This window comes from Protofrankia sp. CiP1_Cm_nod2 (genome assembly GCF_920664355.1).
Taxonomy (GTDB): domain Bacteria; phylum Actinomycetota; class Actinomycetes; order Frankiales; family Frankiaceae; genus Protofrankia.
The window spans coordinates 3,063-11,207 of the sequence record NZ_CAKKTL010000174.1; the positions used below are offsets into that span (position 1 = coordinate 3,063).

Sequence of the window (8,145 nt, forward strand, 5' to 3'; positions counted from 1 at the left end):
TCCTGCCCGGCATTCGGGTGACGCCCGGAGCCATCGGCGTGACGTCCCGCCCGCTTCTGGGTCATGTGCGGTCACGGTGCGAGCCGGACGGACCGCTGGACGGTGGCAATCCCGGCTGGCATGCTGGTAGCCATGCCTGGTGGATCTCCTCTTTGCGCGCGCCGCGCGAGCAGATCGCCGGATCATTTTTACCAGGGACCGGGCACGGTCCCTGCACTGCCGCGTATCTGACGCGACACGCCGAGACTCAAGGCCCGGACTTTCCCCGGGCCTGTCCGGCTCCGGGATGGCCGGGTCCCGGATGAAAAGAGCCCAGATGACAAGCCACGCGCTTCCCGCCGCCACGCCGGCACCGACGGTCTCCTCGATCGCGGACGGCCGGCGGGCCATAGACGAGATCGACACACAGCTCCGCGCGCTCGTCGGCGCCCGTCTGGAGATATCCCGGCAGATTCAGGCGCTGCGTTCCGCGGACGGCGGCCCGCGCATCCAGCACGAGCGAGAAAACGCGATCATCACAGCCTGGTCGCGGGAGCTCGGGCCCCGCGGGGTCGAAATCGCCCTGTCCATTCTCACTCTGTGCCGAGGATCCCTCGCATAAGCCTTCGTCCCGCGAACGCCCCGGCCCGCGGACGCCAGCCGAGTTCCCGCCCCGAGGCACGCTCCCGGCTCCCCGGCGACGTCTTTCCCTCGGTAACGCCGTCCCTCCGCGACGCCGTCCCCAGTGACGCCGTCACCGGTGATGCCGTCCCCGGTGATGCCTTCCCGGTCGGGTCTGCTGGTTCACGGGCTCTGGAGCCGCCGGTCGGTGGAGCTGCCGCGTTCGGGCCGCCGCTCCCACGGCCCGGGGCCGCGGCGATGCCCGGCGGTGGCGTCCTCACCTGTTCCCGCATCCGTCCCCGCGGAAGTCCCCACGGGGGTTCCCGCGGAAGTCCCCACGGGGGTCCCCAGGGACTCGGCCAGCAGCGCCCGCAGCTCCGCCCGCAGCTCGGAGCGCAGGTAGTCACGGGTGGCCAGCTCCCCGACCCGGATACGGATCGCCGCTATCTCGCGGGCGAGGTACTCGGTGTCGTCGAGCTGGCGTCCGGTCCGTTCCCGGTCCTGTGCGAGGTTGGCCCGGTCCCGGTCGTCCTGCCGGTTCTGCGCCAGCAGGATCAACGGCGCGGCATACGCCGCCTGCAGGGACAGCGCCAGCGTCAGAAAGATGAACGGGTAGTTGTCGAACCGCAGGTCACGGGGCACGATGATGTTGTAGCCGATCCACAGCACCACCACGATGCTCTGCACCACCAGAAAGCGCGCGGTCCCGATGAACCGGGCGATCCGCTCGGCGGCCCGGCCGAAGGCGTCCGGTTCGTAGGGACGGCGGACCAGCGCCGACCGGCGGGACGGACGGGGCTGATCGAGTCTGCCCGTATGGCGGCGGAGCCTCATCAGGTCCCCGCCGCACCCGAGCCACCCGCACCCGAGCCACCCAGGCTCGTGACGTTCCGGCTCGTAGCGTCCCGGCTCGTGGCGTCCGGCCCCGTGGTGTCCGGGTCGAGGTCGTGCTCCCGCCAGCCGGGCGGCAGCAGGTGGTCCAGCACGTCGTCGACAGTAACCACCCCCACCAGCCGGGCGCCGTCGTCCAGCACCGGGACGGCGACCAGGTTGTACGACGCGAGGTGCCGGGTCACCTCCTGGAGCGACGCCTCCGGCCGCAGCGGGGTGATGCCGACGTCGACGACACCGCTGACGAGCGCCCCGGGCGGTTCCCGCAGCAGCCGCTGGAAGTGGACGAGGCCGAGGTAGCGCCCGGTGGGCGTCTCGAACGGGGGGCGCACCACGTACACCTGCGCGGCCAGCGCCGGGGAGAGCTCCGGCGCCCGGATCCGCGCGATCGCCTCGGCCACAGTCGCGTTCGGGCCGAGGATCACCGGTTCGCTGGTCATCATGCCCCCGGCGGTCCGGTCCGGGTAGACGAGCAGACGCCGGACCGGCGCGGCCTCCCACGGCTCCATCAGCCGCAGCAGCCGCTCGGCATCCCCGGCGGGCAGGTCCCCCAGCAGGTCGGCGGCGTCGTCGGGGCCCATCGCCTCCAGGACGTCGGCGGCCCGCTCGTCGGCGAGCCCGCCGAGCAGCTCGACCTGCTCGTCCTCGGACAGTTCCTCCAGGACGTCGGCGAGCCGCTCGTCGTCGAGGGCCGCGGTCACCTCGACACGGCGTTTGTCGGAGAGGTCCCGCAGCAGCGCGGCGAGGTCCGCCGGCCGCAGTTTCTCGAACACCTCGAGCATGTTGGCCGCGCCCTGGTCCTCCTCCGGCAGGGAGAAGCCGGTGACCTCGGCCCAGGAGACCGTGCGGATCTCGCCGCGGCGCCGCCGGCCGATGCGTACCGCGACGTGGTCGAGGACCCAGTCCCCGCCGCGGACCTGTTCGATCGCGGCGTCGACCACGGTGGCCGGGGCGCCGGTGGCGACCAGCGTCACCTGCCGGTCCAGCAGCTCGCCGAGCACCAGGGTCTCACCGGGACGCTGGGCGAACCGGCGCCAGCTCAGCCGGGCCGAGGAGAGCACCACGGCGCCCGACTCCACCCCCGTCACCCGCCCGATCGGGACGAAGATCGGATGACGCTGCACCTCGACCGCGAGCCCGAGGACGCGGGGCGGCTGGCTACCCGGCCGCAGCATCACCACCACGTCCCGCAGCCGTCCGACCACGTCCCCGTTGGGATCGAGGACGAGCAGCCCCGCCAGTCGGCGACAGAACATCCGCCCCGACACCGCCGTCACCGCCGACCACCCGTCATGACACCCGCCCCACCGAACACCTGGCGCGACGCCCGCCACAGCCAAATACCCGCCGTCACGGCCGACCACCGCAACGGTTGATGGTTCGGCCTCACGGCGCGAGGCTACCCCCACCTTCACGGCTCCCGATCCAGGCGATGTTGTCAGTGAACGGAGCCATGACGTGGAAACCGTCGCCGTGACGAGGCCAGGAACCACGTAGTCGCTCCGTCCGCGCACTCATCTGTCCCGGTCGGGGGGCTGGGTTGAGGGTGTGGGAGCGCCTGCGGCTCACACGGAAGCCGGTTGACGCGTGTCCAGGTGAGTACGCTAAGCGAGATGGACGGATCACAGGGCACCCCGAACAGGCCCCGAGTGCGCTGCCAGCGGGTACTCGCACTCCGGGACGAGACGACAGGGCCGGTGGCGCGTCGCCCATGGCCGAGGTCCGAAGATGCGACAGCCACGATCTGCAGTACTTTTTGGTACTCGAGTTCAAGATACGTCCCGACGAGACGAAGACGGCACGGGAGGCGGAGCAGGCATGAGCGAGTCCGAGCTACCGCGTGTTCTCCGTGACGTCGAGGAGATCGACGCGGATCCCGACACCGAGCGCATGATCTATGAAGCGCTTGCGGACCTTGCGGCCGGCCGGTCGGTGATCTGTGAGAGTGACGCCGCATTCGACGCGCTTCTTGACTCCCTGTCCGCGAAGCCCTACCCACAGGCAAGCTGACTCGCTGCTTATCCACAGCGCCACAGCCTTGACGCACATGGGGCTATATCATGTGCGTCATGATGGAACGGATCGGCGTACGGGAGCTCCAGCACAACGCTTCCAGGATCCTCGACCGGGTCAAGACCGGCGAGACCATCGAGATCACCGAACGCGGCCGCCTTATCGCCGTTCTCACCCCACCCAGCGACCTCCACCAGGCGCGGGCACGGCTGATCGACGAAGGAGTGCTCCAGCCCGGCGAGGGCGGTCTCGCCGATTGGGAGCCCGGGCCCCCACGCACGGACGGGCCGGCGCTGTCGGAGGTACTCCTCGACATGCGCGCCGAGGACGATCGTTGATCTACCTGGACTCGTGCGCGCTGGTGAAGCTGGTCGTCACCGAGGCCGAGACACCCGCGCTGCGCGCCTTCCTCGGCGCGCACGCCGGATATCCCCAGGTGACCTCCCTGCTCGCCCGCGCCGAGGTCGTCCGAGCGGTACGGCGCGCCACCGCGGACGACGCCGACCTGTACAAAGCGGCGGTGACCATGCTCAACCGCCTCGACCACATCATCCTGGACCGGCCCGTCCTGGACGACGCCGGGGCGGTCGCCGGCCCGCTGGTGCGCACCCTCGACGCGATCCATCTGGCCGCCGCGCGGCGGCTCGGCGACAGCCTGACAGCGTTCGTCACCTACGACCGCCGGCTGGCCACCGCCGCCCTCGACCTCGGTTTCCCCGTCCGCGCCCCCTGATCCCAGAACCCCCTGATCCCAGAACCTTGGGAACGGATGCGGACGCGGTGGGCAGCGGTGCCGCTGGACGTATTTGTACTGCTGGACGTATTTGTGCCGGTGGACGTATTTGTGCCGGTGGCGGCCGGTGGGATGGGCTCGTCCTGTGGGACGGGCTAATAGGGCGCTCGGCGGGCCAGGTCGAGGGCGTAGGGCTGCCAGAACTCGCCGGCCGGGGGGCCGCCGTTGCAGGTGCCGTCGGACTCGCCGGGGCCCTTCACCCACAGGAACGCGTCCGCGTGCTCGTCGCCGGTCTGGGTGGTCGGGCGGGCTCCCAGCGCCCGGCCCGGCGGGTTGCACCACTGCCTGTCCGGGGCCGGGCCGCGGCCGTTGCGGCTGGTGTCGACGACGAAGTGGCCGCTGCCGCCGAGCTCGGCGACGATCTGGTTGCCGTAGGCCAGCAGGTCGGCGGTGGCGACGAAGTTCGCCGTGTTCAGGGCGAAGCCGCGCACGGCGGAGACGCCGGCAAGCCGCAGGCGGCCGGCCATCTCGGTGGCGCTGCGCCAGTCCGGCTGCCCGGCGTCGAGGTAGACGGTGGCCCCGTGCCGGGTCAGCAGCGTGCCCGCCTCGCGGATGAGCGTGTAGCGCGTCCGCTGGCCGGCGGCGGGCAGGCAGTCCGCGCCGGCGATCGCGTCCGGCTCGAGTACCACCACGGCGGGGCCGGCGCCGATGCCGGCGGCGACCTCCGAGATCCACGCGCTGTACTCGTCCGGCGAGTTCGCCCCGCCGGCGGAGTAGCCGCCGCAGTCGCGGGCCGGTATGTGGTAGACGGCGAACACCGCGACCGCCTGGGCGGCCCGCGCGCTGTCGACCCGCTCGGCAACGATGGCGCGGACCCGCGCGGTCGGGAACCAGTCGCCGAGCCACATCGCCTGCGGAGTATTCGCGATCTTGTCGAGCAGGGCCGCGTTCACGGGGTCCTGGCCGCGCAGCCGGGCCGCGGCGGCGTCCGCCTGGCTGTCGGGATCATCATAGAAACGGGCGCCGGCCAGCGGGCTGCCGGCCGCCGCGGCGTCCGGGCTGTCCGCGGCGACGGGGGACAGCGGCGCTCGCAGCGTCCCCGCGTCCCCGGGCCGGTAGCCGGCCGTCAGGACACCGGCCGCGGCCAGGGCGATCGTCGCCGCCGCGGCGAGGTGGCGCCAGACGGGCACCTCCTGCGGGATCCTGCCCAGCGGCCCCTGACGGGCCTTGCGAAGAAACGAGCGCACAACGCCTCCGGAGGCACAACGGTCGCGTCAGAACAACAACATCAAGCCCCCTCGCGGACTACTTTATGGGCTATCTACCCGATATCAGGCGATACGGACAGTGATTGTTGATACTGTGCAGTGCCCCCGATGCCGCTCGGTGGGCTGATATCGAACGCCCCCGGCCGGGCCGTACGGCCCGCTGGGCCCGCTGGCCGTCCGCGCGGGCCGGCGTTCGCCGGCAGGCCTCCCCGCCACACGTTCGCGGAGCGCCATACGGTCATCGCGGCCGGGGCGGCGGCACGGGCGGGCGGGCCTTGGGCCGGGATGCCGCCAGGGCCGGGACGGTGCCGCGCAAGGGGCCACCCGCCGGCGTCGCTGGCGCCCGCCCGCGAATGCCGTGATACTTCTCATAAGTATACGACGACCCGCACGTGATTCCCGACAGCCGGTACAGAAATGGCACGGGCCGACCACGGTACGGCGAGAAAGGAAGCGGACACCATGGGCAGGATCGCGCAGACCGATGGTCTGACGGACGTCCAGGCCGACATTTTGTCGGCTGTGCGCACATTCGTCGACAAAGAGATTCTGCCATACGCCACGGAACTCGAGCACAAGGACGAGTTCCCGGAGGCGATCGTCGAGGCCATGAAGGAGATGGGGCTGTTCGGGATCACGATTCCCGAGGAGTACGGCGGGCTCGGCGAGTCGCTGCTCACCTACGCCCTGGTCGTCGAGGAGATCGCCCGCGGCTGGATGAGCGTGTCGGGAGTCATCAACACGCATTTCATAGTCGCCTACCTCCTCATCCAGCACGGCACCCCGGAACAGAAGCAGCGGCTGCTGCCGAAAATGGCCACCGGGGAGATCCGCGGCGCCTTCTCCATGAGTGAGCCCGGCTGCGGCTCGGACGTGTCCGCGATCACCACCCGGGCCACTCCCGACGGCGACGACTACGTGATCAATGGCCAGAAGATGTGGCTGACCAACGGTGCCCGCGCCGCCCTCGTCGCGACTCTCGTGAAGACCGACGAGGGCGCCGACTCCGTCTACCGGAACATGACGACGTTCCTGCTGGAGAAGGAGCCCGGGTTCGGCACCCACGAGGGCATCACGATCCCCGGGAAGCTGGAGAAACTCGGCTACAAGGGGGTCGAGACCACCGAGATGGTGCTCGACAGCCACCGGGTGCCGGCGTCGTCGGTCCTCGGCGGCCCCGACGGCCGCGGCAAGGGCTTCTACCAGATGATGGACGGCGTGGAGGTGGGCCGGGTTAATGTCGCGGCCCGCGCCTGCGGCATCATGATCCGGGCGTTCGAGCTGGCCATCGCCTACGCCCAGCAGCGCCGCACCTTCGGCCACCAGATCGCCGACCACCAGGCGATCGCCTTCAAGCTGGCGGAGATGGCGACCAAGGTGGAGGCCGGCCACCTGATGATGGTGAACGCGGCCCGCAAGAAGGACAGCGGCCAGCGCAACGACGTCGAGGCCGGGATGGCCAAGTTCCTCGCCAGCGAATACTGCTACGAGGTGACGACCGAGTCGTTCCGTATTCACGGCGGATACGGCTACTCGAAGGAGTACGAGATCGAGCGGCTTTTCCGGGAGGCGCCGTTCATGCTCATCGGTGAGGGCACGTCCGAGGTACAGAAGAGGATCATCAGCCGCGCGCTGCTGCGGGACTACAAGCTGCAGCAGTAGGCCGCCGGACCGCCGCGGGACGCACGGCCACGAAAAACCGCGGAACCGGCGGTGCCACAAAATGCACGAAGCCGTGGAAACCGCGGAAGACTTCCCGCGAGAACTCGTGAGATATCCACGGGTTCTCGCGGGAGAACATCACGAGAAACATCGTGTGCGGCTTTAGTTTTTTATGCCGGGCACTGCTGTCGGGCCCCGGCCGAGGGCCGGCTGTCAGCCCCGGCCCCGGCCCGGCAGCCGGCCCGGAACACGGCCGGACCCAGCCACCCCACGGCCGCCCCTCGTCCGCACGGATCGTTACTCTACAGATACTGCCTGGACGGGCCGACCATCGCGCGCACGGTCTTGCCGTCGTGGAACTCGCCGATGGCGGTCATCGTCCAGTTCGGGCCGCCGGACTGGCGGACCACCTTGCACATGACGAGCCCGGTCTGCGGCTTCGACTCGGACAGGTCGAACCGGACGAGTTCGGCGCCGGTGAAGTCGTCGATCAGCCGGCAGAAGGCGTTGCGGACCTCGGTGAAGCGCTGCCCCTGGAAACTGTTCACCGTGAAGACCAGGGCTTCGACGTTCGGCGGAAGCGCGGCCAGGTCGACGAAGATGGTCTCGTCGTCGCCCTCACCGGAACCGGTGAGGTTGTCGCCGGAGTGGCGGACCGCGCCGCGGGCACCCTTCTTGGACATGAACCACACCTTGTCCACGTCCTTGCCCCGGCCGTCGAAGAGGATGCAGGAGGCGTCCAGGTCGATCTGGCGCCCGCTGTACGCGGGATCCCAGCCGAGGCCCATCCGCACCCGGGTCAGCGGCGGCGCCCCGGTCTTGACCAGCGAGACGCTCTGGCCCTTGCGCAGGGAGACCCGGCCCTTGTCCAGGTTCACGGATGCCCCGCCCCCGCCGCCGGCCGCCGCGGACGGCGGCGCGCCCCAGCCCTGCTGCGCGGCCGGGGGCTGAGGCTGGCCGCCGCCCCAGCCGCCACCC

General features: G+C 70.6%; 9 protein-coding genes. 5 read left to right on the forward strand and 4 right to left on the reverse strand.

Annotation, left to right across the window (positions count from 1 at the left end):
• The first annotated feature begins 316 nt into the window (after window positions 1–316).
• Window positions 317–601 (forward strand): chorismate mutase, encoded by a 285-nt coding sequence (locus NBW84_RS17600; protein ID WP_250285823.1) that lies wholly within the window; start codon window positions 317–319, stop codon window positions 599–601.
• Between the two features lie 182 nt (window positions 602–783).
• On the opposite strand, the gene NBW84_RS17605 is transcribed toward NBW84_RS17600, so the two are convergent.
• Entirely contained in the window at window positions 784–1,434 is a 651-nt protein-coding gene (locus tag NBW84_RS17605; protein ID WP_250285824.1) for a DUF1003 domain-containing protein, read from the reverse strand.
• Window positions 1,434–2,747 (reverse strand): magnesium transporter MgtE N-terminal domain-containing protein, encoded by a 1,314-nt coding sequence (locus NBW84_RS17610; protein ID WP_250285832.1) that lies wholly within the window; start codon window positions 2,745–2,747, stop codon window positions 1,434–1,436. The genes NBW84_RS17605 and NBW84_RS17610 overlap by 1 nt, the downstream gene beginning before the upstream one ends.
• A gap of 562 nt (window positions 2,748–3,309) precedes the next feature.
• Here NBW84_RS17610 and NBW84_RS17615 point away from each other — a divergent pair.
• Genes NBW84_RS17615 through NBW84_RS17625 form a run of 3 tightly spaced genes read left to right on the forward strand, consistent with a single transcriptional unit; the run spans window position 3,310 to window position 4,237 of the window.
• A complete protein-coding gene (locus tag NBW84_RS17615; protein ID WP_250285825.1) occupies window positions 3,310–3,501 on the forward strand; it encodes a hypothetical protein in 192 nt (63 codons plus the stop codon).
• 59 nt (window positions 3,502–3,560) lie between these two features.
• Window positions 3,561–3,842, forward strand: coding sequence for a type II toxin-antitoxin system Phd/YefM family antitoxin (locus tag NBW84_RS17620; RefSeq protein WP_250285826.1), 282 nt, complete (start codon window positions 3,561–3,563; stop codon window positions 3,840–3,842).
• Window positions 3,839–4,237, forward strand: a complete 399-nt coding sequence (locus tag NBW84_RS17625; RefSeq protein ID WP_250285827.1) for a type II toxin-antitoxin system VapC family toxin — start codon at window positions 3,839–3,841, stop codon at window positions 4,235–4,237. The genes NBW84_RS17620 and NBW84_RS17625 overlap by 4 nt, the downstream gene beginning before the upstream one ends.
• A gap of 155 nt (window positions 4,238–4,392) precedes the next feature.
• On the opposite strand, the gene NBW84_RS17630 is transcribed toward NBW84_RS17625, so the two are convergent.
• On the reverse strand, window positions 4,393–5,484 hold the full coding sequence (locus tag NBW84_RS17630; RefSeq protein ID WP_250285828.1) for a glycoside hydrolase family 6 protein: 1,092 nt from the start codon (window positions 5,482–5,484) through the stop codon (window positions 4,393–4,395).
• A gap of 483 nt (window positions 5,485–5,967) precedes the next feature.
• Between NBW84_RS17630 and NBW84_RS17635 the strand changes: the two genes are divergently transcribed.
• On the forward strand, window positions 5,968–7,167 hold the full coding sequence (locus NBW84_RS17635) for an acyl-CoA dehydrogenase family protein (protein ID WP_250285829.1): 1,200 nt from the start codon (window positions 5,968–5,970) through the stop codon (window positions 7,165–7,167).
• A gap of 302 nt (window positions 7,168–7,469) precedes the next feature.
• Here NBW84_RS17635 and NBW84_RS17640 read toward each other — a convergent pair.
• The coding region (locus NBW84_RS17640; RefSeq protein WP_250285830.1) for a TerD family protein at window positions 7,470–8,145 on the reverse strand (676 nt) is incomplete at its 5' end.

Coding starts and splice junctions, on each gene's coding strand:
- NBW84_RS17600 (WP_250285823.1), top strand. CDS start 317: ATGACAAGCCACGCGCTTCCCGCCGCCACGCCGGCACCGACGGTCTCC.
- NBW84_RS17635 (WP_250285829.1), top strand. CDS start 5,968: ATGGGCAGGATCGCGCAGACCGATGGTCTGACGGACGTCCAGGCCGAC.
- NBW84_RS17605 (WP_250285824.1), bottom strand. CDS start 1,434: ATGAGGCTCCGCCGCCATACGGGCAGACTCGATCAGCCCCGTCCGTCC.
- NBW84_RS17620 (WP_250285826.1), top strand. CDS start 3,561: ATGATGGAACGGATCGGCGTACGGGAGCTCCAGCACAACGCTTCCAGG.
- NBW84_RS17615 (WP_250285825.1), top strand. CDS start 3,310: ATGAGCGAGTCCGAGCTACCGCGTGTTCTCCGTGACGTCGAGGAGATC.
- NBW84_RS17610 (WP_250285832.1), bottom strand. CDS start 2,747: ATGTTCTGTCGCCGACTGGCGGGGCTGCTCGTCCTCGATCCCAACGGG.